At 70.2% G+C, this 25,080-nt stretch carries 29 protein-coding genes and 1 tRNA gene; 23 read left to right on the top strand and 7 right to left on the bottom strand.

Features of this window, described 5'->3' with window-relative positions:
• Nucleotide 1: 1 nt before the first annotated feature.
• Entirely contained in the window at nucleotides 2–733 is a 732-nt protein-coding gene (locus H976_RS0106105) for a 16S rRNA (uracil(1498)-N(3))-methyltransferase (RefSeq protein WP_027860824.1), read from the top strand.
• Here H976_RS0106105 and H976_RS0106100 read toward each other — a convergent pair.
• Nucleotides 719–973: a peptide methionine sulfoxide reductase gene (locus H976_RS0106100; RefSeq protein WP_196803977.1), complete on the bottom strand. Its 255-nt coding sequence runs from the start codon at nucleotides 971–973 to the stop codon at nucleotides 719–721. The genes H976_RS0106105 and H976_RS0106100 overlap by 15 nt on opposite strands.
• 36 nt (nucleotides 974–1,009) lie before the next feature.
• Here H976_RS0106100 and H976_RS24810 point away from each other — a divergent pair, with 36 nt between their 5' ends.
• Entirely contained in the window at nucleotides 1,010–1,723 is a 714-nt protein-coding gene (locus tag H976_RS24810) for a hypothetical protein (RefSeq protein ID WP_196803976.1), read from the top strand.
• Nucleotides 1,724–1,764: 41 nt separating this feature from the next.
• Here H976_RS24810 and H976_RS0106090 read toward each other — a convergent pair whose 3' ends face one another.
• Both H976_RS0106090 and H976_RS0106085 read right to left on the bottom strand, forming a co-directional pair.
• On the bottom strand, nucleotides 1,765–2,730 hold the full coding sequence (locus H976_RS0106090; protein WP_027860822.1) for a Gmad2 immunoglobulin-like domain-containing protein: 966 nt from the start codon (nucleotides 2,728–2,730) through the stop codon (nucleotides 1,765–1,767).
• A complete protein-coding gene (locus tag H976_RS0106085) occupies nucleotides 2,727–3,263 on the bottom strand; it encodes a SigE family RNA polymerase sigma factor (protein ID WP_036224892.1) in 537 nt (178 codons plus the stop codon). The genes H976_RS0106090 and H976_RS0106085 overlap by 4 nt, the downstream gene beginning before the upstream one ends.
• Nucleotides 3,264–3,332: 69 nt before the next feature.
• Between H976_RS0106085 and H976_RS0106080 the strand changes: the two genes are divergently transcribed.
• The 17 genes from H976_RS0106080 to H976_RS0106000 all read left to right on the top strand — a co-directional run bounded on the left by H976_RS0106080 (nucleotide 3,333) and on the right by H976_RS0106000 (nucleotide 19,889).
• Nucleotides 3,333–3,695 carry an HIT domain-containing protein gene (locus H976_RS0106080; RefSeq protein WP_027860820.1) on the top strand — a complete coding sequence of 121 codons (363 nt, stop codon included), beginning with the start codon at nucleotides 3,333–3,335 and terminating at the stop codon, nucleotides 3,693–3,695.
• Entirely contained in the window at nucleotides 3,692–4,903 is a 1,212-nt protein-coding gene (locus tag H976_RS0106075) for a hypothetical protein (RefSeq protein WP_036224888.1), read from the top strand. Before H976_RS0106080 ends, H976_RS0106075 begins: the two co-directional genes overlap by 4 nt.
• Before the next feature lie 199 nt (nucleotides 4,904–5,102).
• Nucleotides 5,103–6,056, top strand: a complete 954-nt coding sequence (locus H976_RS24805; RefSeq protein WP_231388816.1) for a PhoH family protein — start codon at nucleotides 5,103–5,105, stop codon at nucleotides 6,054–6,056.
• Nucleotides 6,053–6,532, top strand: a complete 480-nt coding sequence (gene ybeY / locus H976_RS0106065) for an rRNA maturation RNase YbeY (protein WP_027860818.1) — start codon at nucleotides 6,053–6,055, stop codon at nucleotides 6,530–6,532. The genes H976_RS24805 and ybeY overlap by 4 nt, the downstream gene beginning before the upstream one ends.
• A gap of 23 nt (nucleotides 6,533–6,555) precedes the next feature.
• Nucleotides 6,556–7,893 carry a hemolysin family protein gene (locus tag H976_RS24800; RefSeq protein ID WP_051276290.1) on the top strand — a complete coding sequence of 446 codons (1,338 nt, stop codon included), beginning with the start codon at nucleotides 6,556–6,558 and terminating at the stop codon, nucleotides 7,891–7,893.
• Nucleotides 7,894–7,903: 10 nt separating this feature from the next.
• The gene (locus tag H976_RS0106055) at nucleotides 7,904–8,242 is read left to right on the top strand and encodes a cytidine deaminase (RefSeq protein WP_027860817.1); all 339 of its coding nucleotides are present in this window, start codon (nucleotides 7,904–7,906) and stop codon (nucleotides 8,240–8,242) included.
• 102 nt (nucleotides 8,243–8,344) lie between these two features.
• A complete protein-coding gene (locus H976_RS0106050) occupies nucleotides 8,345–9,721 on the top strand; it encodes an FAD-binding oxidoreductase (RefSeq protein WP_231388804.1) in 1,377 nt (458 codons plus the stop codon).
• The gene (locus tag H976_RS0106045) at nucleotides 9,718–11,022 is read left to right on the top strand and encodes a class I SAM-dependent methyltransferase (protein WP_051276288.1); all 1,305 of its coding nucleotides are present in this window, start codon (nucleotides 9,718–9,720) and stop codon (nucleotides 11,020–11,022) included. Before H976_RS0106050 ends, H976_RS0106045 begins: the two co-directional genes overlap by 4 nt.
• 100 nt (nucleotides 11,023–11,122) lie before the next feature.
• Complete coding sequence (locus tag H976_RS0106040) at nucleotides 11,123–12,214, top strand: glycoside hydrolase family 43 protein (RefSeq protein WP_081682700.1); 1,092 nt, start codon at nucleotides 11,123–11,125, stop codon at nucleotides 12,212–12,214.
• 31 nt (nucleotides 12,215–12,245) lie between these two features.
• The gene (locus H976_RS0106035; protein ID WP_027860813.1) at nucleotides 12,246–13,004 is read left to right on the top strand and encodes a siderophore-interacting protein; all 759 of its coding nucleotides are present in this window, start codon (nucleotides 12,246–12,248) and stop codon (nucleotides 13,002–13,004) included.
• Nucleotides 13,001–13,924 carry a GTPase Era gene (gene era / locus H976_RS0106030; protein WP_027860812.1) on the top strand — a complete coding sequence of 308 codons (924 nt, stop codon included), beginning with the start codon at nucleotides 13,001–13,003 and terminating at the stop codon, nucleotides 13,922–13,924. Before H976_RS0106035 ends, era begins: the two co-directional genes overlap by 4 nt.
• A 262-nt stretch (nucleotides 13,925–14,186) precedes the next feature.
• Nucleotides 14,187–15,155 carry an ABC transporter ATP-binding protein gene (locus H976_RS0106025; RefSeq protein WP_027860811.1) on the top strand — a complete coding sequence of 323 codons (969 nt, stop codon included), beginning with the start codon at nucleotides 14,187–14,189 and terminating at the stop codon, nucleotides 15,153–15,155.
• The gene (locus tag H976_RS0106020; protein ID WP_027860810.1) at nucleotides 15,152–15,940 is read left to right on the top strand and encodes an ABC transporter permease; all 789 of its coding nucleotides are present in this window, start codon (nucleotides 15,152–15,154) and stop codon (nucleotides 15,938–15,940) included. The genes H976_RS0106025 and H976_RS0106020 overlap by 4 nt, the downstream gene beginning before the upstream one ends.
• Before the next feature lie 20 nt (nucleotides 15,941–15,960).
• Nucleotides 15,961–17,073 carry a sensor histidine kinase gene (locus H976_RS0106015; RefSeq protein ID WP_051276355.1) on the top strand — a complete coding sequence of 371 codons (1,113 nt, stop codon included), beginning with the start codon at nucleotides 15,961–15,963 and terminating at the stop codon, nucleotides 17,071–17,073.
• Nucleotides 17,070–17,687 (top strand): response regulator transcription factor, encoded by a 618-nt coding sequence (locus H976_RS0106010; protein ID WP_027860808.1) that lies wholly within the window; start codon nucleotides 17,070–17,072, stop codon nucleotides 17,685–17,687. The genes H976_RS0106015 and H976_RS0106010 overlap by 4 nt, the downstream gene beginning before the upstream one ends.
• Nucleotides 17,688–17,703: 16 nt before the next feature.
• Entirely contained in the window at nucleotides 17,704–18,978 is a 1,275-nt protein-coding gene (locus H976_RS0106005) for a deoxyguanosinetriphosphate triphosphohydrolase (protein WP_027860807.1), read from the top strand.
• A complete protein-coding gene (locus H976_RS0106000; protein ID WP_027860806.1) occupies nucleotides 18,975–19,889 on the top strand; it encodes a 2-hydroxyacid dehydrogenase in 915 nt (304 codons plus the stop codon). The genes H976_RS0106005 and H976_RS0106000 overlap by 4 nt, the downstream gene beginning before the upstream one ends.
• Before the next feature lie 4 nt (nucleotides 19,890–19,893).
• On the opposite strand, the gene H976_RS24795 is transcribed toward H976_RS0106000, so the two are convergent.
• The 4 genes from H976_RS24795 to H976_RS0105980 form a co-directional block, all read right to left on the bottom strand.
• Entirely contained in the window at nucleotides 19,894–20,217 is a 324-nt protein-coding gene (locus H976_RS24795) for a YtxH domain-containing protein (protein ID WP_155918006.1), read from the bottom strand.
• Entirely contained in the window at nucleotides 20,214–21,323 is a 1,110-nt protein-coding gene (locus tag H976_RS24790; RefSeq protein WP_051276286.1) for a YihY/virulence factor BrkB family protein, read from the bottom strand. Before H976_RS24790 ends, H976_RS24795 begins: the two co-directional genes overlap by 4 nt.
• Nucleotides 21,320–21,556, bottom strand: a complete 237-nt coding sequence (locus tag H976_RS0105985) for a DUF3618 domain-containing protein (protein WP_027860805.1) — start codon at nucleotides 21,554–21,556, stop codon at nucleotides 21,320–21,322. The genes H976_RS24790 and H976_RS0105985 overlap by 4 nt, the downstream gene beginning before the upstream one ends.
• 67 nt (nucleotides 21,557–21,623) lie before the next feature.
• Nucleotides 21,624–22,037: a phage holin family protein gene (locus H976_RS0105980; protein WP_027860804.1), complete on the bottom strand. Its 414-nt coding sequence runs from the start codon at nucleotides 22,035–22,037 to the stop codon at nucleotides 21,624–21,626.
• An 87-nt stretch (nucleotides 22,038–22,124) separates the two neighbouring features.
• Here H976_RS0105980 and dnaG point away from each other — a divergent pair, with 87 nt between their 5' ends.
• The 4 genes from dnaG (at nucleotide 22,125) to H976_RS0105960 (ending at nucleotide 25,079) form a co-directional block, all read left to right on the top strand.
• A complete protein-coding gene (dnaG, locus tag H976_RS0105975) occupies nucleotides 22,125–23,978 on the top strand; it encodes a DNA primase (protein ID WP_027860803.1) in 1,854 nt (617 codons plus the stop codon).
• Nucleotides 23,975–24,499: a hypothetical protein gene (locus H976_RS24785; RefSeq protein WP_036224880.1), complete on the top strand. Its 525-nt coding sequence runs from the start codon at nucleotides 23,975–23,977 to the stop codon at nucleotides 24,497–24,499. The genes dnaG and H976_RS24785 overlap by 4 nt, the downstream gene beginning before the upstream one ends.
• A gap of 48 nt (nucleotides 24,500–24,547) precedes the next feature.
• Nucleotides 24,548–24,620, top strand: a tRNA-Asn gene (locus H976_RS0105965).
• Nucleotides 24,621–24,716: 96 nt separating this feature from the next.
• A complete protein-coding gene (locus tag H976_RS0105960) occupies nucleotides 24,717–25,079 on the top strand; it encodes a VOC family protein (RefSeq protein ID WP_027860802.1) in 363 nt (120 codons plus the stop codon).
• Nucleotide 25,080: the final 1 nt, after the last annotated feature.

The following is a 25,080-nucleotide window of genomic DNA, read 5'->3' as shown; positions in this document are numbered from 1 at the left end:
CGTGTCGCTCCCCGTCTTCCTCGGCCCGGTGACCGGTGTCGCTGCCGGCGCGACGGTGGTCGTGGAAGGCGACGAGGCGCACCACGCCGTCGTCGTACGACGCACGCGGGTCGGTGAGCAGGTGGTGCTGGTCGACGGCAGTGGCACGTCGGCCACCGGTGTCGTGACCGAGACCTCGAAGTCGGCCCTGACCGTGTCGGTCTCGTCGGTCGAGGTCGCGGCGGCGCCGAGCCCGTCGCTGACCGTCGTGCAGGCGATCCCGAAGGGCGACCGAGCCGAGCTGGCCGTCGAGGTGCTCACCGAGATCGGCACCGACCGCATCGTCCCGTGGGCCGCGTCGCGCTCGGTCGGGGTGTGGCGCGGAGAGCGAGCCGCGAAGTCACTGGCGAAGTGGCGTGCCACCGCGCGCGAGGCCGGCAAGCAGTCGCGGCGCGCGTGGCTGCCCGAGGTGACCGAGATGGCGACGACGGCCGAGGTGGTCGCGCTGGTCGAGGCGGCCGACCTCGCGGCCGTGCTGCACGAGTCGGCGACGACCTCACTCGCCTCGGTCTCCCTCGACGGTGTCTCGTCGATCGTCGTCGTGGTCGGTCCCGAGGGCGGGATCACCCCCGAGGAGCTGGCCGCCTTCGGAGCCGGTCACGTCGTACGGATGGGGGAGCCGGTGCTGCGTACGTCGACCGCCGGGGTCGCGGCCGTCGCCGCGCTGCTCTCGCGCACCTCACGCTGGAGCTAGTCCTTCCAGGAAGTCGAGCACCTTCGCCTCGGGCATCTCGCACGGCTTGAGCACGGCTCGGCCGTCGAGACGGTAGAGGTTGGCGCTGACCAGATCGGTGCCACCGAGCTCCTCGGCGAGGACGGACTCGCTGCGTCCGTCGCCATGCACGGTCCGGGTGACGCCCCACCTGCGGCCGTCGTACTCCACCTCTGACCAGCCCTCGGGGAGGCGGGCGAAGAGGGCGCTGAGGTCGTTCACCCCCACATCGTCGCCGACGGGTCTAGCCTGTCGCGCGTGAGCACGGCCCAGGAGACCCCGCGGCTCGAGGCGTGGTACATCGCCAACGCGGCGGCCAAGCTCGAGGCGCGCATCCGGGCACGACTGCCCGGACGACGCCTCGCGGATGTCGCCGGGCGGCTCTCCACGATGGTGCCGGAGATCCACGACGGGTTCGACACCTCCTACCACCGCTACCAGGTGACCCGCTGGTGGTCGCGCGCGCTGAGCACGCTGATCGTGGTGGGCACGGTCGTCACCCTGGTCTTCGCCTTCCGGGACCAGGTCCGCAGCGGCACCCTGCACGCCCGTGACCTCGTGCCGCTGGCGGAGAGCACCATCAACGACGTCGTGTTCGCCGCGATCGCGGTCTTCTTCCTGTGGGCGCTGCCGGAGCGGCGCGAGCGTCGTACGCTCGTCGGCCTGCTGCACCAGCTCCGCACCCTCGCCCACGTCGTCGACATGCACCAGCTCGACAAGGACCCGGAGCAGGCTCGCGCCGACTACGTGCCGACCGACAAGAGTCCACCCAACCGGATGAACGCCGAGGAGCTGCACCACTACTTCGACTACTGCAGCGAGCTCGTCTCGTTGATCGCGAAGACCGCAGCACTCTGCGCCGAGCGCACCTCCGACCCCGTCGTGCTCGGCACGGTCAGCAACCTGGAGACCCTGGCCGCCCAGATGAGCCAGAAGATCTGGCAGAAGATCTCGCTGCTGCCGGACCACTGAGGGCTGCAGGGATACCCGGTTGACCGGGTACTCCGACACCCCTACTCCACGGTGATGTCCTTCGTGTCCTCGCTGGTGCCAATACCCTCACCGTCGGACTCATCCGTGTCGTGCACGACGAGGGTGTAGTCGCCGGGCGGAGCGTTCACGGTGAAGGAGTACGGCGCCAGGGTGCAGCACTCCTGCGCGGTGGTGAAGCCGTTGCGCACGGTCGCGTCACCCCGCTTGAGCTCCCAGACGACGTTGGCCTCGAAGGTCGCAGCACGTCCGGTGACGGTGAACTGGGTCGGCACGGTGGCGCCCTGGGCCGGTGCCTCGATGAGCACCGTGGCGAGCACGGAGTCGGCGCTCGCCTTCTCGATCGGGGCGGTGGCGTCGACGTCGAGCAGGTTGCCGGGCTGGCCGTCCACGGTGAACTGCACCGGCAGGTCCTTGCCCACAGCCGCGTCCGCGGTCCACACGAGGGCCTGCAGGGCTCGCTCGCCGGCGCCCTTCTCGAGATCGACCTGGGTCGAGGGGAGCGTGAGGTCCACCGTGATCAGCGTCGAGTCGGTGGTGACCTTGGCCGTCGTGCCGGGCAGCGGCCAGGCCGACTCGTAGTCGGGGTCCTTCGGAGTGCCTGTCAGGGCCTCGTCGACCGCCACCTGCACCTTGCTGTCGGTTGCGTCGGTCACGTGGCGAGCCTCGGGGTACAACCGCGGACCGGCCGCCGTGGCGCCGACGTAGTAGACGGTCGCGTCCACCGGGTGGCCGGCCGGAGCCTGGGAGGCGGACCGGTCGTCGTTGCCCGCTGCGGCGGCCGGAGCATCGCTGTTGGGCCCGCGCTGCGCCAACCAGGCACCGCCCGCGATGACGACCGCGGTCGCCGCGGCGGCGGCCACGGTGATCGGCAGCCAGCGCATCGCGGAGGGGCGGCGGGCGCGTGCCCGGATGTCCTCTGGCCCGCCCTCGGGGTGGACGTCGGACACGGCGTCGTCGAGCAGGCGACGGAGGTCGGAGTCGGTCATGAGGTCTCCTCCAGCAGTGGGGACAGGGAACGTCGCAGGGCGTCGGCGCCCCGGGACGCGTGACTCTTCACCGCGCCCTGGCTGATCCCCAGGGTCTCGGCGATCTCGCGCTCGGACAGGTCGAGGTAGTAGCGCAGTGCCAGGACCTCCCGCTGCCTCCGGGGGAGCCCGAGCATGGCGTCGATGACCGCCTGCCGCTGTGCGCCGCGCAGCACGTCGTGGTCGGCGCCGGGCTCGTCCACCGGAGCGTGCTCCGGGTGCTTGTGTACGACGGCGAGGTGGCGCAGCACCGATCGGGAGCGGTTGACGACGGTCTGCCGCAGGTATGCCGGGACGTTCGCCTCGGCCAGCTCGTCCCAGCGACGGTAGATCGCCACGAACGAGTCCTGCACGACCTCCTCGGCGCGACCGGCGTCGCCGAGCAGGAGCACGGCAAGCCGGACCAGCCGCACGTAGTGCTCGTCGTACAGCCGTTCCAGGGAGACATCGGCGTCGGTGTCGATGGACACCCCCTCGATCAGTTGACTTGTCACGTTAGTAGGACGTTCCGGTCATCCCGGGGGTTTACACGCCCTTTTCGGCTTCTGAGGCATGCTGGCCCCATGACTGCTGACGAGGTGTTGGACGACGACTGCCTGTTCTGCAAGATCGTCGCCGGAGACATCGAGGCCGACGTGGTGCACGAGTCCACCACGACACTGGCGTTCCGCGACCTCGACCCGCAGGCACCCACACACGTGCTGGTGATCCCCCGCAGCCACTACCCCAACGCCGCCGCGTTGGCCTCGGGCGAGCCCGAGACCGCCGCGCACCTGTTCGACGCCGCGGCGGCCATCGCGGAGAGCGAGGGGCTGGGCGAGGGCTACCGCCTGGTGTTCAACACCGGCGCGCAGGCCCACCAGAGCGTCTTCCACGCGCACATGCACCTCCTCGGTGGCCGCGCGATGACCTGGCCGCCGGGATGAGCCCCGCCCGGCGTACGACGGCCGCAGCGGTCACCGCCGTACTCGCTGTCCTGGCGCTGCTCCTCGCTGCCTGCGGCACGGGTGGCGACGGGGGAGGGGCGCAGTCCGCCCCGAAGGCGACGCCGAAGCCGACGCCGGCGCACACCGACCACTCGGAGCCGGCCCAGGCCGCTCCCGTCAAGGACAAGCCGCTCCGGCCCGGCGAGCATCGCGTGACCGTACGGATGCCCGAGGACTACACGCCGTCGGCCCCCACCGGCGTCGGTACCGACGACTACCGGTGCTTCCTGCTGGACCCCGGGGTCGCCAGCGACCAGATGATCACCGGCTTCAACGTGCTGCCGGGTAACCCCGACGTCGTGCACCACGTGATCCTGTTCCGGGTGCCGGCCGACCTCGTGGCCGAGGCCGAGCAGAAGGACGCCGACACCCCCGGCCAGGGCTGGACCTGCTTCGGCAACTCCGGCCTGCGCAGCAGCGGTGCCGAGATCGACGACGCGCCGTGGCTCGGGGCCTGGGCCCCCGGCGGCAGCGGCGAGCAGGTCTACGCCAAGGGCTACGGCGAGCAGCTCGGCAAGGGCTCGCGGGTGATCATGCAGGTGCACTACAACCTGCTCGCCGGCAAGGAGCCCGACCGCAGCGCCGCCGAGCTCCGCCTCGCGCCCGCCACGGGCAACATCAAGACGCTGCAGACGCAGCTTCTCCCGGCGCCGGTGGAGCTGCCGTGCCGGCCCGAGCACAGTGACGGCCCGCTCTGCGACCGGGCCGCCGCGCTCGCGGACGTGAAGAAGCGCTTCGGCGACGGTCCGGGATCGACGGCCGACCTGCTGCACTTCCTGTGCGGACCGGTCAGACCGGGGCCGGTCCAGTCGTGCCAGCGGACCATCAACCAGCCCGAGACCGTGCGCGGTGTGGCCGGCCACATGCACCTGCTCGGCAAGTCGATCAAGGTCGTGGCCAACGCCGGCCGGCCGGACGCCCGGACGCTGCTGGACATCCCGGTGTGGGACTTCGACAACCAGGGCAGCAAGCCGATCAAGCCCGCGGTCCTCAAGCCTGGGGACACCGTGACGGTCACCTGCCGCCACAGCCAGGAGCTGCGCGACCGGCTGCCGTCGTTCGAGGGCCAGCCCGACAAGTACATCGTCTGGGGCGAGGGCACCACCGACGAGATGTGCCTCGCGATCCTGCTGGTGACCCGCCCCTGAGGCGTCGGGTGAAACGTCGAGGCGTTCCCACCCGCCTCTCCCGTAGCATTGAGCGGTCAGCACCAACCGATAAGAAGGGGCGCCCCACACCGGGGCATCCATGACCGAGTCCAGCAAGACGGGCACCTTGGCCAGCACCGGCCACCGCGAGCCCCCGGACGCGACCCTGCACACGGTCGTCGTGCCCAACAGCATCAACATGGTCGCCCTCCTCGGCCCCCGTGACGAGCACCTCAAGATGATGGAGCAGGCCTTCGAGGCCGACATCCACGTGCGCGGCAACCAGGTCACCCTGCGGGGCGAGCCGGCCGAGGTGGCGCTGGCGGAGCGTGCCCTCGACGAGCTGGTGACGATCATCCGCACCGGCCAGGGCATCAGCCCCGAGACCGTCGAGCGGGTGATCTCGATGCTCCGGGCCGAGACGACCGAGCGCCCGGCCGACGTACTCTCGCTCAACATCCTGTCCAACCGCGGGCGCACCATCCGCCCGAAGACCCTCAACCAGAAGCGGTACGTCGACGCGATCGACAAGCACACCATCGTCTTCGGCATCGGACCTGCCGGCACCGGCAAGACCTATCTCGCGATGGCCAAGGCCGTGCAGGCGCTGCAGGCCAAGAAGGTCAACCGGATCATCCTGACCCGGCCGGCGGTCGAGGCCGGCGAACGGCTCGGCTTCCTGCCCGGCACGCTGAGCGAGAAGATCGACCCCTACCTGCGCCCGTTGTACGATGCCCTGCACGACATGCTCGATCCCGAGACGATCCCCAAGCTGCTCGCAGCCGGGACGATCGAGGTCGCCCCCCTGGCCTACATGCGCGGCCGCTCGCTCAACGACGCGTTCATCATCCTCGACGAGGCGCAGAACACCTCGCCCGAGCAGATGAAGATGTTCCTGACCCGCCTGGGCTTCGGTTCCAAGATCGTGGTCACCGGTGACGTCACCCAGGTCGACCTGCCCAGCGGCGTGAAGAGCGGGCTGCGCGTGGTGGAGGACATCCTCGACGGCGTCGAGGACCTGAGCTTCAACCGGCTCACCGCCCACGACGTCGTGCGACACCGGCTGGTCGGCAAGATCGTGGCGGCCTACGACGAGTTCGACGCCCGCCAGCAGTCGCGCGAGAACCGTGAGGGACGCGAGCGCCGGTCATGACCATCGAGGTGCAGAACGAGTCCGGGGTCGAGATCGACGAGCTCCGCACCCAGCGCCTGGCCCGGTTCGTGATGGATCGGATGCGGGTGCACCCGCTCGCCGAGCTGTGCGTGACCGCCGTCGACGAGGACACCATTGCCGAGCTCAACCAGCGGTGGATGGAGAAGGACGGCCCCACCGACGTGCTCGCCTTCCCGATGGACGAGCTGCGGCCCGGCCTGGTCAACGAGGAACCCGAGGAGGGTGTGCTCGGCGACCTCGTGCTGTGCCCGACCGTCGCGGAGAAGCAGGCGCGGACCGCTGGTCACTCCACGGCCGCCGAGCTCGACCTGCTCACCGTGCACGGCATCCTGCACCTGCTCGGCTACGACCACGCCGAGCCGGACGAGCACAAGGAGATGTTCGGCCTCCAGCACCAGCTCCTGGGCGAATGGGTCTCCCACGAGGCCGACCGGGTCTCGTCCGATCGGGCGTGAGCCAGAGATGAGCGGACCCTGAGATGAGCGGGCACAGTCCGGGCCTGATCCTGCTGGTGGTGGCGCTCGTCGTGCTCGCTGCCGTGCTGACCACCGTCGAGGCGGCGCTCTCGTCCTTCTCGCGAGCCCGCGCGCTGGAGTTGGCCCACGAGCAGCGGCCGGGCGCCGTACGACTGCTCCGCGTGCTCGACGACGCTGCCCACAACCTCAACGCCGTGCTCGTGCTGCGACTGCTGACCGAGACCTCGGCCGTGGTGCTGGCCACCGCGATGGTCTTCGACGTCGTCGGACAGCACCGCTGGGCCTCGGTGTTCGTCGCCATCGGCCTGATGTTCGTGGTGCTGTTCGTGGTGGTCGGGGTCGGACCGCGCACCATCGGCCGGCAGCGGGCCGAGGCGATCTCGCTGGCCTCGGCCGGCGCGGTGCTCGGTCTCGGTCGGGTGCTGGGACCGCTGCCGCGGCTGCTCATCCTGATCGGCAACGCGCTCACCCCGGGCAAGGGGTTCTCCGAGGGGCCGTTCTCCTCCGAGGCCGAGCTGCGCGAGATGGTCGACCTCGCCGAGGCCTCGAGCGTGATCGAGTCCGACGAGAGCAAGATGATCCACTCGGTCTTCGAGCTCGGCGACACCTTCGTGCGCGAGGTGATGGTGCCGCGGACCGACGTCGTCTACATCGAGCGGACCAAGACCCTGCGCCAGGCGATGTCGCTGTTCCTGCGCAGCGGTTTCTCGCGGATCCCGGTGGCGGGGGAGGACCTCGACGACATCGTCGGCTTCGTCTACCTCAAGGACGTGAGCAAGCGCGTCTTCGACCGCCAGGCCGCCGAGACCACCGAGCACGTCGACTCGGTGATGCGCCCGGTGTTCCACGTGCCCGACTCCAAACCGGTCGACGACCTGCTGCGCGAGATGCAGAAGCAGCGCCGCCACATCGCCGTCGTGGTCGACGAGTACGGCGGCACCGCCGGCATCGTCACGATCGAGGACATCCTCGAGGAGATCGTCGGCGAGATCACCGATGAGTTCGACACCGAGGAAGCCGGCATCGAGGAGCTGCCCGACGGCTCCAGGCGCGTCTCGGCCCGGTTCCCGGTCGACGACCTCGACGAGATCCTCGACGGTGACTTCGAGGACGACGAGGTCGACTCCGTCGGCGGGCTGATGGCCAAGCACCTCGGCAAGGTGCCGATCCCGGGCTCGACGGTCGAGGTCGACGGCTGGCTGTTCCTGGCCGAGGAGACCAAGGGCCGCCGCAACCGGATCGGCACGGTGCTGATCACCCCGGTCGTCCAGCCCGAGGCCTGGCCGCCCGTCCTCGACAAGGGCGACCGCGCGCTCCCGCAGAAGAAGCTGCAGCACTAGATTCCTCGCTGTGAGTTCGTTGCCACCGGAGGACACCAAGCTCGTCGTGCTCGCCAAGGCGACGCGCGCCCGCACCGGCGCGGCCGAGGGGGCCGCACTGCGCGACCTGGACGGCCGCACCTACGCCGGCGCCACCGTCGACCTGGCGTCGCTCCAGGTCTCCGCCCTCGGCGTCGCCATCGCGATGGCGGTGGCCAGTGGCGCGAAGGGCGCCGAGGCCGCGGTGGTGCTCACCGAGGGTGAGGTGTCGCCGGCCGATCTCGACGCGCTGCGCGACTTCGCGGGCACTGGCGTCACCGTCCACCAGGGGACGCCTGCAGGCGCGGTCGAGAACACGCTGACCTCCTAGGAATACCCCGACGACTTCTGTCGCTGGGAAGTGGCAGGATCATGGCTGTCGGATCTGGACTATGGTTGCCAAGAGCAACCAGCGCGGGAGGAGTACGCCGGCTTGACCGTCACAGTGACCGGCTCGACGCAGCACCAGGAAGCGGTGCGTCGCCTCCGTGCGTCGTACGCCGCGCTGGCTCCCGGGTCTCCCGTGCGGCTCGCCAAGCGCACCTCCAACCTGTTCCGCCCCCGTGACGCGATCGCGGTGGCCGGGCTCGACGTCTCCGGCCTCGACGGCGTGATCAGCGTCGACGTCGAGGCGTGCACCGCCGACGTGCAGGGGATGTGCACCTACGAGGACCTCGTCGACGCGACGCTGCCCCACGGGTTGATCCCGATGGTCGTGCCGCAGCTGCGCACGATCACCCTCGGCGGGGCCGTCACCGGCCTCGGCATCGAGTCCACGTCGTTCCGCAACGGCCTGCCGCACGAGTCAGTGCTCGAGATGGACGTGTTCACCGGCGCCGGCGAGGTCATCACCTGCACGCCCGACAACGAGCACGCCGACCTGTTCGCCACCTTCCCCAACTCCTACGGCTCGCTCGGCTACGCCACCCGGCTGCGCATCGAGCTGGAGCCCGTCCGCTCCCACGTCGCGGTGCGGCACGTCCGGTTCACCGACACCACGGCCCTCCAGGACGCGATCGCCGCCATCACCGAGACTCGCGAGTGGCACGGCGAGCGCGTCGACGCCCTCGACGGCACGGTCATCGAGCCGGGGGAGGTCTACCTCACGCTCGGGCGGTGGGAGGACGCGAGTGGGCCGGGCAGCGACTACGTCGGGCAGCAGGTCTACTGGCGATCGATCCAGCAGCGCGAGGTCGACCTGCTCACGACCTACGACTACCTGTGGCGCTGGGACACCGACTGGTTCTGGTGCTCGCGGGCGTTCGGTGCGCAGAACCCGCTCGTGCGTCGGTTCTGGCCCCGCCGCTTCAAGCGGTCCGACGTCTACCACAAGCTCGTCGGGCTCGACCTCCGCTACGGCATCGCCGACCGGCTCGACCGCCGCGCTGGGAGGCCCAAGCGTGAGCGGGTGATCCAGGACGTCGAGGTGCCGGTCGAGCGGCTCGGTGAGTTCCTCGAGTGGTTCGACGACGTCGTCGGCATGCGGCCGGTGTGGTTGTGCCCGCTGCGGCTGCGCGGCGAGACCTCGTGGCCGTCGTACCCCCTGGCGCCGGGACGCACCTACGTCAACGTCGGCTTCTGGGGCGCGGTCCCCGTCGGCGACGACGCCCCCACCAGTCCTCTCAACCGCGCCATCGAGCAGAAGGTCTCCGAGCTCGACGGTCACAAGTCGCTCTACTCGGAGTCGTTCTACGACCGCGAGACCTTCGACCGTCTCTACGACGGACCCCATCTCGCTGCGGTCAAGCAGCGTTACGACCCCGACGACCGGCTGACCAGCCTCTACGACAAGGCGGTGCGACAACGATGACCCAGACCAACAACCTGACGCAGAACAGGTCCGGCACCAAGCTCACCCTCGCCGAGGTGTTCGAGTCGCTCCTCGCCCGGCCCGTCCCGGTGCGCTTCGAGGCCTACGACGGCAGCAGCTACGGCCCCGAGGACGCCTCCATCGTCCTCGAGCTGAAGAACGAGCGCGGCCTGGCCTACCTCGTCACCGCGCCCGGAGACCTCGGCATGGGGCGCGCCTACGTCTCCGGCGACCTCGACATCCACGGCATCCACCCGGGCGACCCCTACGAGGGGATGGTCCTGCTGCTCCGGGCGATGCGCTTCCGCCGTCCGTCGCCCGCCCAGGTCGTCCAGCTGCTCCGCTCCATCGGCCTGAGCCACATGGTGCCGCCGGCCCCGCCGCCGCAGGAGCACCTGCCCCGCTGGCGCCGGATGGTCGAGGGCCTGCGGCACAGCCCCGAGCGCGACGGCAAGGTGATCCAGCACCACTACGACGTCTCCAACCGGTTCTACGAGATGGTCCTCGGGCCCTCGATGACCTACACGTGTGCGGTCTTCGAGAAGGAGGACGACACCCTCGAGCAGGCGCAGTGGAACAAGTACGACCTGGTCGCCCGCAAGCTCGACCTCCAGCAGGGCCAGCGGCTGCTCGACGTCGGCTGCGGCTGGGGCGGCATGGTGCGTCACGCGGCGCGCGAGTACGGCGTGCGCGCCCTCGGCGTCACGCTGTCGCGGGAGCAGGCGGTGTGGGCCCAGGAGAAGATCAAGGAGGAGGGCCTCGACCACCTCGCCGAGGTCCGCCACCTCGACTACCGCAAGGTCCCCGAGACCGGGTTCGACGCGGTCAGCTCGATCGGCCTGACCGAGCACATCGGCATCGACAACTACCGCTTCTACTTCAGCTACCTGCGCGACAAGCTCCTCCCGCACGGCCGGTTGCTCAACCACTGCATCACCCGCCCCGACAACAAGCCGACGGCGACCGGGGCGTTCATCGACCGCTACGTGTTCCCCGACGGCGAGCTGACCGGGTCCGGGAAGATCATCGTCGAGGCCCAGAACGCCGGTCTCGAGGTGCAGCACGAGGAGAACTTCCGGGTCCACTACGCCAAGACGCTGGCGGGCTGGTGCCACAACCTGGAGGAGAACTGGGACGAGTGTGTCGCCGAGGTCGGCGAGGGCACGGCCCGGGTCTGGGGCCTCTACATGGCCGGGTCGCGGATGGGCTTCGAGCGCAACGAGATCCAGCTCCATCACGTGCTGGCGACACGCACCGACGACGAGGGAGTGAGCGGCTACCCGCTGCGGCACACCTTCTGAGACGGGCGTCCGGGTGCTGACCCGGTTCGGCGGTTCGGCGTACGGGAGGCGACGGCTCGGGGGATAGTGCCTGCAGCCAACGAACCTCCCGGGAGCCACCATGTCCGCTGCGCCTGCTGTCCGCGCGCGACTCGTGGCGACCTGGTGCGGGATCGCACTGATCGCGCTCGTGACCGGTCTGCTTCCGGCCGACATCGCCAGCGCCCGGGACGCCGGCTCCACTCCAGCACGGATGGACCGCGGCAGGACGATGGGCAACCAGCCGTTCCGGCCCGGGACGCCGTACACCGGCAACTTCCCCGACCCCACGGTGCTCCGCGTCGGCAACGTCTTCTACGTGGCCTCGACCACGCTCGGTGGGCTGAGCCTGCCGATGATGACCTCGACCAACCTGCGTACCTGGATGCCGCACGACGACGCCATGCCGGCCGGTGCGGCGTGGGCCTCGACCAAGACCACCAAGTCTGGGCGCGCGTACTGGCCGACGTGGGCGCCGTCGATAGCCGGGGTGTCACCGGGCCACTACGTCGCTGCTTACGCCGTGCCCCAGGCAACCGACGGCCGCCGGTGCATCAGTGTCGCCCAGGCGGGAGGACCACTCGGGCCGTTCGTCGACCGGACGACCGGGCCGCTGACCTGTGGGATCCGCGCGGCGATCGACCCGCAGATCTTCCGTGACCGAGGCGTCACCTGGCTGCTGTACAAGTGGGCCGCGTCGCCCGACCGTCTCGTCGTACGTCGGATGACGTCGAGTGCCACCGCCTTCGCGCCGGGAAGCCGCAACTTCTCGTTGCTCGCGCCGCGGCTGGCCTGGGAGGGCGACACCGTCGAGAACCCGGCGATGATCCGGTTCCGCGGCCGGCTCTACCTGTTCTACTCGGCCAACAAGTTCGCAACCTCGAAGTACGCCACCGGCTACGCCATCTGCACGACGGTCACCGGACCGTGCCGGCGGATGGGCCGGTTGCTCGACACCGGTCCCTACCTCGCGGGTCAGGGCGGCGCCACCCCGTTCGTGGACCGGGCGGGACGACTGCGGCTGGTCTACCACGCCTGGCGCACCGGCAACGTCGGCTACCCGAGCGACGACAGCTGCCTGAGCACGTCGGCCGGATGCCCTCAACGCCGGATGTACGTCGCCTGGCTGGCCGTGGGCAAGAAGGGCAAGCTCGTCGTACGCCAGCGGTTCTGAGGGCGACGACCCTCACGGCTAGCCTTGGTCGGTGATCTCCCGGACCCCCTTCGACGCCGTCGTGCGCGAACGCAGGGTGCTCAGCGAGCACCTGGTCCGACTGGTGCTGGAGGCGCCCGACGGCCTGGTCTCGACCGGCATGCCCGACGAGTGGCTGGCGCTGACCGTGCCGGGGCAGTTCCAGACCCGCTACTACACGGTGCGAGCACTGGACGAGGCGCTGCTGACCATCGACGTGGTCGTGCACGAGCAGGGGCTGGTCACCGAGTGGGCGCAGACCGACTGCGTCGGCGACGTCGTCGGGATCGCGGCGCCCAAGGGGTCCTTCCAGCCCCCGCCCGACGCCGGCTGGGTGGTGCTGGCCGGTGACCTGACCGCGCTGCCCGCCATGGCGCGCATCAGCGAGACCGTGACCACCCTGCCGGTGACCGTGCACGCCGAGATCTCCGACGACCCGGTGCAGGACTACTTCGCCCGTCCGGTGGAGTGGCACCACGCCGAGCCGGGAGAGAGCGCGCTGGCCGACATCGTGCGTGGACTGGAGTGGCCGGCCGGCCCCGGCTACTTCTGGATGGGCGGCGAGTCGGCCCAGATGCGCGAGATCCGGCGCCACCTGCGCCACGACGTGGGCTGGGACACCCGGCACTACGACGTGATGGGCTACTGGAGCGGCAGCCGGGGCCGGCAGGTGCGTGCGGTCGACCCCGGTCCGATCTACGCCGCGGGGAAGGTGGCCGGGAAGTCCGACGAGCAGATCTGGGCCGACTACGACGAGGCGAGGAACACATGACCACACCCGAGCACCGCTCCGGGTTCGCCTGCTTCGTGGGACGACCCAATGCCGGGAAGTCGACGCTGACGAACGCGATCGTCGGCACCAAGGTGACGATCACCTCCTCGAAGCCGCAGACCACGCGGACCGTCGTACGCGGCATCGTGCACCGTCCGGACGCCCAGCTGGTGCTGGTCGACACTCCCGGGCTGCACCGACCGAGGACGTTGCTGGGCGAGCGGCTCAACGACCTCGTGACGACGACGTGGTCCGAGGTCGACGTCGTGGCGGTGTGCTTCCCGGCCGACCAGAAGCCGGGTCCGGGCGACCGGTTCCTGGTCAACGAGCTGGCCAAGGTGCGTCGTACGACCAAGATGGCGGTGGCCACCAAGACCGACCTCGTGTCCTCGGAGGCCCTCGGGGATCACCTGCTCGCGATCCAGGCGCTCGGCCAGGAGACCGGCACCGAGTGGGCCGAGATCGTGCCGGTGTCGGCGACCAGCGGCCACCAGATCGGGCTGCTCACCGACCACCTGGTCGCGCAGCTCCCCGAGGGACCGCAGCTCTACCCCGACGGCGAGCTCACCGACGCTCCCGAGGAGACCCTGATCGCCGAGCTGATCCGGGAGGCCGCCCTCGAGGGGGTCCGCGACGAGCTGCCCCACTCGATCGCCGTACTCGTCGAGGAGATGGGCCTGCGCGAGGGCCGCCCCGCCGACAAACCGCTGCTCGAGATCCACGCCAGCCTCTACGTCGAACGCGACTCCCAGAAGGGCATCGTCATCGGCCACAAGGGCTCCCGCCTGCGCGACGTCGGCATCGAGGCCCGCAAGCAGATCCAGGCCCTCCTCGGCACCCCCGTCCACCTCGACCTGCACGTGAAGATCGCCAAGGACTGGCAGCGCGACCCCCGCCAGCTCCGCAAGCTCGGTTTCTAGCCCCGCGACCGGGCACTTTTGGTGGTCCCGAGCACACCGAGAGGGCGCTTGTGGCCGCTCAGATGACGTCGAGCGGGCACTCTTGGTTGCTCTCCGGTCACCAGAACTGCCCTCTCGACGTACGACGATCAACCAGAACCGCCCGGTCAGCGAACTGCAAGCAACCAAAACTGCCCGGTCGGCGACTTGCCTGACAGATGTCACGGGTGAGTCGTGACGGGCGATCGGGGGGTGGGGGACGCGGCTCGACCATGCTGGTCGCATGACGACACAGAACACTCCCGCGGTGCGGCTGGGCGGAGTCACCAAGGACTTCGGGCGCGTGCACGCGGTTCGGGGCATCGACCTCGAGATCGAGCCTGGCGAGATGGTGGCGTTCCTGGGGCCCAACGGCGCCGGGAAGACGACCACGATCGACATGATCCTGGGCCTGTCCCGGCCCACCACCGGCGACGTCGAGGTCCTCGGGATGCAGCCGCGCCAGGCGATCGCCCGTGGGCTGGTGGCCGCGGTGATGCAGACCGGCGGCCTGCTCAAGGACCTCACGGTGCGGGAGACGGTGCAGTACACCGCGAGCCTGTTCGCGGACACCAAGCCGGTCGACGAGGTGCTGGAGAGCGCCGGCATCACCGGCATCGCCGACCGTCGGGTGGCCAAGTGCTCCGGCGGTGAGCAGCAGCGGCTCCGCTTCGCGATGGCGCTGCTCTCCGACCCCGCGCTGCTGCTCCTCGACGAGCCCACCACCGGCATGGACGTCGAGGGTCGCCGGTCGTTCTGGTCCGCCATCCGCGAGGACGCCCAGCAGGGCCGGTCGGTGCTGTTCGCGACGCACTACCTCGAGGAAGCCGACCAGTACGCCGACCGGATCATCCTGATCAGCAACGGGCTGGTCGTGGCCGACGGCACCGGCAGCGAGATCAAGGCGCTCGCCACCGGCCGGGTCGTCCGCGCCACTCTCCGCGACGCGGACACCGACACGCTGGCGGCCATCGGCGGGGTGGACACCGTCGAGGTCCGGGGCGAGCAGATCTACGTGCACGCCAAGGACAGCGACGCCGTCGCCCGCTACCTGCTCAACGAGACCGGCGCCCGTGATCTCGAGATCGTCGCCCGGGGCCTCGAGGACGCGTTCCTCAGCCTGACCGGTCGCACCGACACCGACGCCGAGACCGGGAACAGCCAGACCGACGACCCCACCACGAACCACGAGACCGAAGGAGCGCTGCGATGAGCGCCATCCAGGGCATCGACCCCACCGCCCGACGCGTCCCGCCCATGGGCGGCTTCAACCTGACCGTGCTGCGGATCGAGATGCGCCGGATGATGCGCAACCGCCGCACGATCATCTTCGCGCTGATCTTCCCGGCGGTGATGTTCCTCGTCTTCGGTTCCGGCGACCAGGGCGCCGAGAAGGTCGGCGACGGCAACGTCTCGGCGTACGTGATGGTCTCGATGGCGTTGTACGGCGGTGCGTTGATCGCCGCTGCCACCGGGGCCGGCGTGGCGGTCGAACGTGCCCTCGGCTGGTCGCGACAGCTGCGGCTGACCCCGCTCCACCCGACCGTCTACATCCTGATCAAGGCCTTCGTCGCCCTCGTGATGGGCGCCGTGGCGATCACCGCCGTCAACGTGGTCGGCCTGATCAAGGGTGACCCGCAGATGCCGACCGACACCTGGATCTACTGCGCGCTGGCCACCATGGCCTGCGTGATGACCTTCGCCGCCCTCGGGGTCTTCGCCGGGTACGTCGTGCCGGGAGAGAACGTGATGCAGATCCTCGGCCCCGGCCTCGCGCTGCTGTCCTTCCTCGGCGGCCTGTTCATCCCGCTGAGCCAGTACAGCGGGACCGTCCGCGACATCGCTTACTGGTCCCCGATGTACGGCGTCGCCGAGGTCGCCCGCGCACCCCTCACCCACGAGCTCCCGTGGTACGCCATCGTCAACGCGGTGGGCTGGTTCGCCATCTTCGTCCTCGGCGCGGCCTGGCGGATGAGCAAGGACACCGCGCGCGTGTGAGTGCCACTACCGTGGCGGACATGTCGGAGAAGCGGCTCCTGCCGGGTGAGCTGGACAGCCACCTCACCCGGCGGGGGCCGCTGTTCGCCGCCGTCTGGCTGTTCTTCCTGCTCGATCCGCTGCGGCACGGCTGGGCCGAGCGGGACACCCTCGCCGGAGTCCTCGGCATGCTCGCCACGGTCGCCTTCGGCGCCGTCTACATGCTGTCGTGGCTCCGGCTCCGTCGCGACCGGCAGCAGCTGGTCCCGCGACCGTCGATCCAGGCGGCGATCCTCTGGTTCCTCGGCCTCGTCGCACTGGGCGTGGTGATGGTGCTCTGCCTCGGCGAGGTGGGGACCGCGTCCACCGTGTACATCTCCGTGCTCGCGGTGATGCTGTTCCCGGCACGGGTGGCGCTGGCCCTGGTGCTGGCGGACGCGGTCCTGGTGGTGGTGCTGGGCGAGGTGATGGCTGGATGGGGCAGCGGCGCGGGGCTGGCCTTCGCGATCTGCGCCGCAGCGGTGGCGATGTTCGGCATCCAGCAGATGATGCTGCGCAACCTCGCGCTGATCTCGGCCCACGAGGAGAACGCCCGTCTCGCCGTCGACAACGAGCGCGGCCGCTTCGCCCGCGACCTGCACGACATTCTCGGCCACTCGCTCACCGTCATCACGGTGAAGGCCGAGCTGGCCAAGAAGCTGATGGACGTCGACGCTGTCCGGGCCCGGGCCGAGATCGACGACCTGGAGCGGCTGGCCCGCGACGCCCTGGCCGACGTACGCCGAGCCGTGGAGGGCTACCGCGAGCTGAGCCTCCCCGGAGAGCTGGCCCGGGCCCGTACGGCGCTCGCCGCCGCCGAGATCGAGGCCGAGCTGCCCAACTCGGCCGACGACGTGCCCTCGGAGTGGCGCGAGCTGTTCGCCTGGACCATCCGCGAAGGCATCACCAACGTGATCCGGCACAGCCACGCCACCCGCTGCACGGTCGTGCTCCAGCGCAACTGCGTCGAGATCCGGGACGACGGCCGGGGAGCCGCCGACCCGGGGGTCGGGCACGGCCTCACCGGACTGCGTGAGCGGGCGAGCACCCTGAACGGCACCGTGGTGACCCGCTCGCTCGACCCCGGCTTCTCGCTGTCCGTGGTGGTGCCGTGACCGAGCAGACCATCCGGCTGCTCCTGGCCGACGACCAGGCGCTGGTGCGCGGTGCGCTCTCCGCGCTGCTCGGGCTCGAGCGCGACCTCGAGGTGGTGGCCGAGGTGTCCTCCGGTGACCAGGTCGTCGAAGCGGTCCGGGAGCACCGACCTGACGTCGCCCTGCTCGACGTCGAGATGCCCGGACTCGACGGGATCGAGGCCACGGCCGCCCTCCGCAAGGCCTTCCCCGACGTACGCGTGCTGATCGTGACCACCTTCGGCCGTCCCGGGTTCCTGAGGCGCGCGATGCAGGCGGGGGCTTCCGGGTTCGTGGTCAAGGACACCCCGGCAGCCCAGCTCGCCGACGCCGTACGACGGGTGCATGCCGGCCTCCGTGTGGTCGACCCGGTGCTCGCGACGGAGAGCCTGTTCGCGGGAGAGTCGCCCCTGACCGCCCGCGAGACTGAGGTGCTCCGGTCCGCTCGCGGCGGCGCCGCTGTCTCGGCGATGGCCAAGGAGCTGTTCCTCTCCGAGGGCACCGTGCGCAACCACCTCTCGGCGGCCATCGGGAAGACCGGTGCGGCCAACCGGACCGAGGCGGTGACGATCGCCGAGGGAAACGGGTGGCTGTGACGACTAACGTTGCGGCGTGACCCGGGACGACCTCTACGCCGACGAAGCGCGCGAGCGGCTCGTCGAGGAGCCGGCCAAGCGGGTCGAGGCTCCGGAGCGCACCCCCTTCGAACGCGACAGGGCGCGCGTCGTGCACTCTGCCTCGCTGCGCCGGCTGGCCGCGAAGACGCAGGTGCTCGGCCCCCAGGCCGACGACTTCGTCCGCAACCGCCTCACCCACAGCCTCGAGGTCGCGCAGGTGGCCCGTGACCTCGCCCATCCACTGGGCTGCCATCCCGACCTGGCCGAGACGGCGGCGCTGGCCCACGACATGGGGCATCCGCCGTTCGGCCACAACGGCGAGGTGGCGCTCGACGAGATCGGCGCCGACTGCGGCGGCTTCGAGGGCAACGCCCAGACGCTGCGGATCCTGACCCGGCTCGAGGCGAAGTCGGCCGACGCCGACGGCCGCTCGGTCGGGCTCAACCTCACCCGGGCCACCCTCGACGCCTGCACCAAGTACCCCTGGCCACGCGCGACCGCTGCCTCCAAGTTCGGGGTGTACGACGACGACCGGCCGGTCTTCGACTGGATGCGTCGCGGCCTCGACGGGCCTCGGCGCTGCGTCGAGGCCCAGGTCATGGACTTCGCCGACGACGTGGCCTACTCGGTGCACGACCTCGAGGACGGCGTCGTCGGCGGCCGCATCGACCTGGCCGTGCTCGACCGACCCGGGGAGAGGGCGGCCACCTGGAGCACCGTCCAGGAGTGGTACCTGCCCGACGCCACCGACACCGACCTCGAGGAGGCGTTCGCGCGCGTCCGCTCGGTCGGCTCGTGGCCCGGCGCGTCGTACGACGGGAGCAGGCGTGCCCTGGCCTCCCTGAAGAACCTCACCAGCGACCTGATCGGCATCTTCTGCGGCAGCGTCCACCACGCCACCCAGCAGGCGTACGGCGACGCACCGCTCGTCCGCCACCGCGGTGACCTCGTCGTCCCGCTCGAGACGCAGCAGGAGATCGCCGTGCTCAAGGGGATCGCGGCCCACTACGTGATGCGTGCCCAGGACCGGCTCGACCTGATGGAGCGTCAGCGCACCCTGCTCCACGAGCTGTTCGAGGCGATCTGGAAGCGCGGCAGTGACGGGCTCGACGCGCCCTTCCGCGACGACTTCGCGCAGGCGGTCGACGACACCGCGCGCGTCCGGGTGGTGATCGACCAGATCGCGAGTCTGACCGACGCTTCCGCCCTCTCCCGCCACGCGGACCTGGTCTCCGGCGGCTCGGTGCGACGCGAGAGGCTGGCGCCATGAGCGACGCACCACTGGTCTGGCTGCCGTTCGAGCCCGAGCTGCTCGGCGAGCTGCCCGACAACCTGCGCTACGAACGCATCGACCCCGACCACCTGCCGGCGAGCGCCGACGAGGTCGAGTTCTACGTGCTGGCCTACCGCTTCCATCCCGAGGACGGCGAGGCCCTGGCTACGTTGCCGAAGCTGCGTGTGGTGCAGACGATGACTGCCGGGGTGGAGCACATCCGCGGCTACGTGCCCGAGGGCGTGCTGCTCTGCAACGGCCGGGGGATCCACGACACGTCGACGGCCGAGCTCGCCGTCACCCTCACGCTCGCCAGCCTGCGCGGCATCCCCGACTTCGTGTGCGCCCAGGAGCGCGCCGAGTGGGTGCCGGACACGCGACCCTCGTTGGCCGACAAGCAGGTGCTGATCGTCGGCTACGGCCAGATCGGCGAGGCGATCGAGGCGCGGGTGCGGCCCTTCGAGGCCTCGGTCGTGCGCGTGGCCCGCAGCGCCCGGGACGGCGTACACGCCATCGCGGACCTCCCCGACCTGCTGCCGGACGCCGACGTCGTCGTACTCATCGTGCCGGGGACCGAGGAGACGACCGGCCTCTTCGACGCCGCCATGCTCGCCCGGATGAAGGACGACGCCCTGCTGGTGAACGTCTCCCGCGGCCCGGTCGTCGACACCGACGCGTTGCTCGCCGAGCTGGAGAGCCGCCGCATCCACGCCGCCCTCGACGTGGTCGACCCCGAGCCGTTGCCGGAGGGCCACCCGCTGTGGCGGGCGCCCAACCTCCTGCTCGTGCCGCACGTGGGCGGCAACAGCACCGCGATGGAGCCGCGCGCCCACCGGCTGGTCCGCGAGCAGCTCGAGCGCTACGCCGCGGGCCAGCCGCTCGCCAACGTGATGACCGGCGACTACTGAAGGATCAGGGCAGGGTGCCCTGCGGGCCACTGTTGTCGGTGACCTTGATCCGGTCGGGGTTCAGCGAGTCCGAGGAGTCGTCGCCGCTCGTGGCCGACTTCACCTTCTCGGTCGCGGCACCAGCGGCCTCGGTCAGCTTGTCCTTGACCACCGGGGCCTTCTCCTTGGCCAGGTCGGTCGCCTGCTGGGCTTTCTCCTGCACCCGCGGGTCGTTCTTGATCTTGTCGAAGTGCGAGCGCAGCTGCTCGTAGCGCTCGCGCCCGGCCTTGGCGCCGAAGACGTAGCCGATGCCAGCGGCGATGAGCAGGGGCAGTCTCTTGATGATCATGACTTCTCCTTCTGTGAGTCCTTCGACTCGGGGTTGTCCGCGTCGGACGTCTCCGCCTGGCGGCGGATGCGACGACCGAGCGCGATGTCCTTGTCCCGCTTCTTGCGGGCCTTCTTGATGTTGCGGGTGTCGCGAGCGGGTAGCTGGATCTCTTCCTCGGCCGCGATGCCCGCCTGCAGCTGCCGTCCTCGCTCGAGCTCCGCGTCGAGCTCGCCTCCGAACAGCAACGCCAGGTTGGTGATCCACAGGAACAGCAGCGTGACGATGACGCCGGCCAGCGACCCGTAGGTCTTGTTGTAGCTGGAGAAGTTCCCGACATAGAAGGCGAAGCCGACCGAGGCGATCACCCACACCAGGATGGCCACTCCGGCGCCGACGGAGATCCAGCGGAACTTCGGCTGCTTCACGTTGGGCGTCGCGTAGTAGAGCAGGGCGACGACCACGACGACGATCACGGCCAGGATCGGCCACTTCGCGATCTTCCAGACGGTGAGCGCTGTGTCACCGAGCCCGATGGTGTTGCCGATCGACTGTGCGAGTGGCCCAGACACGATGAGCAGCAACAGCGCGATCGCGGCCAATGTCACCGCGATCAGGGTCAGCAGCAGCATGATCGGGCGCAGCTTCCAGAACGGCCGGCCCTCCTCGATCTCGTAGATCTTGTTCATGGCGCGACCGAAGGCTCCGACGTACCCGGAGGCCGACCACAGGGCCACCAGCACACCGAGGACCAGGGCCACACCGGCGCCCTGCGAATCCGCGACCTGGTTGAGGGCGTTCTCCACGATCGTCAGCGTCTGCGTGGAGAGCAGCGGCCGCAGGGTGTCCACGACCGTACTCACGGCCTTCGGGGCCTTGCCCAGCACGCCGAGCACCGAGATCAGCGCGAGCATGGCCGGGAAGATCGAGAGCACGGCGTAGTACGTGAGTGCCGCGGCGAGGTCGGTGCACTGGTCCTCACCGAACTCGTGGTAGGTCTTGCGCAGCACGTAGAACCACGAACGCTTGGTCAGGTCGCTCGGGTCCTCGGGCTTGCGGGGGTCGTCGGGACCTGGGGTCGGCGGATCGGTGCGTGCCTCGTCCTCGACCGCCTCGCGGTGGCTCATCGTCGCCTCCGCAGCCAGATCAGGAGGCCGAGCCCGAGCACGACGGCCGCTGCCGCGCCGAGCACCTCGGGCCGTGGCTTGCCGGTGTCGGTGGTGGCCCGGTCGCGGACCTCGGCCACCTTCTCCTTGGTCTGCGCCTTGACGTCGAGCTTGTGCCCGAGCTGGTCGACGGTCTGCGCCAGGTGTTCGCGCTGCCGCTCGATGTCGGCCTGGATGTCCTCGGGCGTGCTCATTTCGGGGTCCCCGCGGCTTTGTTCGGAGGAGCGAAGCGGGGGAGAAGAATGTCGTGGGGTGATGTCATCAGCGCTGTCCCTTCACGGTTGCGATGTCTTCCTTGAGGCCCTCGACCGCCCGTTCGGGCACCGGAGGTGTGGCCTGTTCCACCTGGTTCTTGCCCATCAGCGCCAGCACTCCGGCCCCGGCGAACAGCACCACCGCGACGATGAGGGCGGCGAGCCAGCCGTCCATCGCCAGCGACAGGGCCAGGACCACACCAGCGATGACGGTGGCGAGGCCGAAGAACGCCAGCAGGCCCGCACCGCTGAACATGCCGATCCCGATGCCGGCGCGCTTCCCCTTCTCGGCGGCCTCGGCCTGCGCCAGCCGGAGCTCCGAGCGGATCAGCTCGGGCACCTGGGTGGTCAGGTCGTGGACGAGGGCCCCCAGTGTCGGGTCGGCCCCGCCCGGGGTGTGGTTGACGGTCGGTTCGCTCATACGAGACGAGTAGCCATTCCGGGGTGTTTGAAACCCTTCCCGTCACGGCGGGTCGGTGCGTCGTACCCGCCCCGTAGACTCCGCACCGTGGCGGGCAGGATCAGGGAAGAAGACATCGCTGAGGTGCGCGAGAAGGCTCGCATCGACGACGTCATCTCGGCCTACGTCACCCTCCGCAACGCCGGTGGCGGCAACATGAAGGGCCTGTGCCCCTTCCACGACGAGAAGTCGCCCAGCTTCAACGTCACTCCGTCCCGCGGGCTCTTCCACTGCTTCGGCTGCGGAGTCGGCGGCGACGTCATCAAGTTCGTGATGGAGATGGACGGGCTCGGCTTCACCGAGACCGTCGAGCGGCTGGCCGAGAAGGTCGGCGTGCAGCTGCGCTACGAGGAGGGCGGCCCGGCCCGCCCCCGTGGAGGCCCGCAGCGGCCGCGACTGATCGACGCCCACCGGGTGACGGCGGAGTGGTACGCCGAGCAGCTGGCCACGCCCGAGGCACTCACCGCCCGTCAGTTCCTCGACTCGCGGGGCTTCGACGCCGATGCGGCCGCCCACTTCGGGGTCGGCTTCTCCCCGCGGGGTGGTGAGGTGCTCCTCAAGCACCTGCGGCAGAAGGGGTTCACCGATGAGGAGATGGTCACCTCGGGCCTGATCGGACAGGGGCGCGGGCTCTACGACCGCTTCCGGGGCCGGCTGATGTGGCCGATCCGCGACAGCAGCGGCGACACGATCGGCTTCGGCGCCCGGCGGATCTTCGACGACGACACCATCGAGGCGAAGTACCTCAACACCCCCGAGACCCCGATCTACCACAAGAGCCAGGTCCTCTACGGCATCGACCTCGCCCGGCGCGAGATCGCCCGCGCCAGCCAAGCCGTCATCGTCGAGGGCTACACCGACGTGATGGCCTGCCACCTGGCCGGCGTGAAGACAGCCGTCGCCACCTGCGGCACCTCGTTCGGCGACGACCACGCGCGGGTCATCCGCCGGCTGCTCCAGGACCACGACGAGTTCCGCGGCGAGGTGATCTTCACCTTCGACGGTGACGAGGCCGGCCAGAAGGCGGCCATCCGCGCCTTCGAGGGCGACCAGATGTTCGCCGGCCAGACCTACGTCGCTGTCGAGCCCAGCGGCCTCGACCCGTGTGACCTCCGGCTCAAGCAGGGTGACGCCGAGGTGCGCGAGCTGGTGGCCCGCCGGGTCCCGCTCTACCGCTTCGTGCTGGCCAACGTGGTGCAGCGCTACGACCTCGACCGGGCCGACGGCCGCATCGACGCGATGCGCGAGGCGGCCAAGCTGGTGACGAGCATCCGCGACCGGTCCAAGGTCGACGCCTTCGCGCGCGAGCTGGCCGGCATGATCGGCATCGAGCCGGCCGACGTGCAACGCGAGGTACGCCGCGCCGCTGCCCGGAGCTCCCAGCCGCACACCGTCGCCCCGGGGGGCCAGCGCCCGGCCGAGCTGCCCGACCCCCGCGATCCCCGGCTGATGCTCGAGCGCGAGACCCTCAAGCTGGTCATCCAGCACCCTGGCGTCGTCGGCCGCACCGCCCGTGACGTCGACGGTGACGACTTCACCCACGGCGCCTACCGGGCGCTGTGGGCCGGCATCCAGAAAGCCGGCGGTCCGACCGCGGCGGACGCCCAGTGGGCCTCGACGATCCGCGACTCCCAGGAGGACCAGCGGCTCCAGTCGCTGATCAGCGCCCTGGCCGTCGAGCCGCTCCACTCCGCCAAGGAGCCCGACGACGCCTACGTCAGCCAGCACGTCCTCCGGCTGCGGGAGCTCACCGCCATGCGGCGCATCGCCGACCTGAAGTCCCGGCTCCAGCGCACCAACCCGGTCGACCAGGCCACCGAGTACAACCGCATGTTCGGCGAGCTGGTCGCCCTCGAGCAGCACCGCCGCAGCCTGCGCGAACGGGCGCTGGAGAGCCAGTGAAGCTGTTCGAGCGCAGCGGGGGAGTCCCCGCCGAGGTGCTCTCCCGCGCCCAGCTCCCTCGCGGCGAGAAGCCGCTGGCCTGGGCACCCACCACCGACGGTTCGTGGCTGCTCGGGACGCGCCGGTCGCTCGTGCTCGTGCTTCCGACCGGCGTCGAGCACCTCGCCTGGGAGGAAGTCGAGGATGCCGCCTGGGACCAGGAGGCAGGTCGACTGCAGGTCACGGGAGTCGGGTCGTACGGCGAGCCGCGACCGTCGTACACCGTCACGATGGAGGACCCCGCCCTCCTGCTCCAGCTCGTCCGCGAGCGGGTGACCGCCAGCATCGTGCTGCAACGCCGCGTCCCCGTCCGCGACTCTCTCGGCCTGACGGTGATCGGCCGCCGCAGCCCGGTCGGCGGACCGGTGGCCTGGATGCACGCCTACGACCGCGGGCTCGACCCCGACGACCCCGAGGTGGTGGCCGTGGCCGACCTCGCGCTGGCCCAGGCCCAGGCCGAGGTCGGCGACGACCCGGCCTGAACCCGATTTAGCAGAGGCCGCCCTCCTTGCTAGGGTTTGCGGGCGCGATCCCCTGTAGCTCAATTGGCAGAGCATTCGGCTGTTAACCGGAGGGTTGTTGGTTCGAGTCCAACCGGGGGAGCAGAGATCGGAGCCTCTGGCCCTCATGGGTCAGAGGCTCTGCTGTTTTGTTGACCGAAGACCGAATGCTCCGGCGGCACCCGGGTAGTGCAGCCCCATGACCGCACGCATCGCACAGCTCACCCTCGACGTCCGTGACCTCGACGCGCAGGCCCGGTTCTGGTCCGAGGCGCTCGGCATGACCACCCAGGTGCACGACGACGGCGTGGTGAAGCTCTACCCCGCGGAGTCGGCCGGGGTGGTGATCTGGCTGCAGCCCATCGAGGAGGACAAGCAGGCCAAGCTCCCGCTGCACCTCGACCTGCGTCCCGCGGACGGCGATGTCGACGCCGAGATCGAGCGCCTGCTCGGCCTGGGAGCGACTCGTGCCGACGTGGGGCAGAGCGGGGACGAGGGATTCACCGTGCTCGCGGACCCCGAGGGCAACGAGTTCTGCGTGCTGCACGGCGACCCACGCTAGG

It is taken from the genome of Marmoricola sp. URHB0036 (assembly GCF_000426045.1).
Taxonomy (GTDB): domain Bacteria; phylum Actinomycetota; class Actinomycetes; order Propionibacteriales; family Nocardioidaceae; genus Marmoricola.
This window is presented reverse-complemented; position numbering and strand designations above follow the sequence as displayed.